This window comes from Blautia sp. MB18-30, from assembly GCF_023669475.1.
Lineage (GTDB): Bacteria > Bacillota > Clostridia > Lachnospirales > Lachnospiraceae > Blautia_A > Blautia_A fusiformis.
Map to the genome: position 1 here is coordinate 1 of NZ_JAMOYY010000104.1, position 588 is coordinate 588.

At 28.7% G+C, this 588-nt stretch carries 1 protein-coding gene; it reads left to right on the top strand.

From position 1 onward, the window contains the following. Positions 1-29: 29 nt before the first annotated feature. Positions 30-588: oligosaccharide flippase family protein (locus NCY57_RS16730; RefSeq protein ID WP_250789884.1), on the top strand; the 559-nt coding region annotated here is incomplete at its 3' end.

Consider the following 588-nt stretch of genomic DNA (forward strand, 5'->3'; position numbering starts at 1 on the left):
ATATAATAGAAAAAGCGATAGGTGAAAAAATGAGAAAAGTTCATTCAATAAAATATAATTTTATTATGAATTGTATCCTAAAAGTATCGGCGTTTATTTTTCCATTGATTACGTTTCCATATGTATCACGTGTTTTGGGAGCAGCAGGAAATGGACAAGTTTCTTTTGCAAGTTCGCTGGTGAGTTACTTTTCTATGATTGCTACATTAGGAATTCCAACGTATGGAGTTCGTATCTGTGCGCAATGTAGAGATGATAAAGAAAAATTAAGTAAAACCGTTCAAGAATTACTATTTATCAGTATTTTTATGACATTATTGGCATATTCAGTTTTATTAATAGCAACATTTAATGTACCTAAGTTATTAGAAAGAAGAACCATTATTTGTATATCATCTATTTCTATTGGATTAACAGCTGTAGGAATGGAATGGTTTTATCAGGCCATTGAAGAATATGGATATATTACATATAGAAATTTGTTGTTTAAAATAATTTCTGTAGTATTAATGTTTTTATGTGTAAGAGATAAAGAAGATTATATCCTTTTTGCAAGTGTAAATGTTGTTGGAACAGTTGGATCAAACA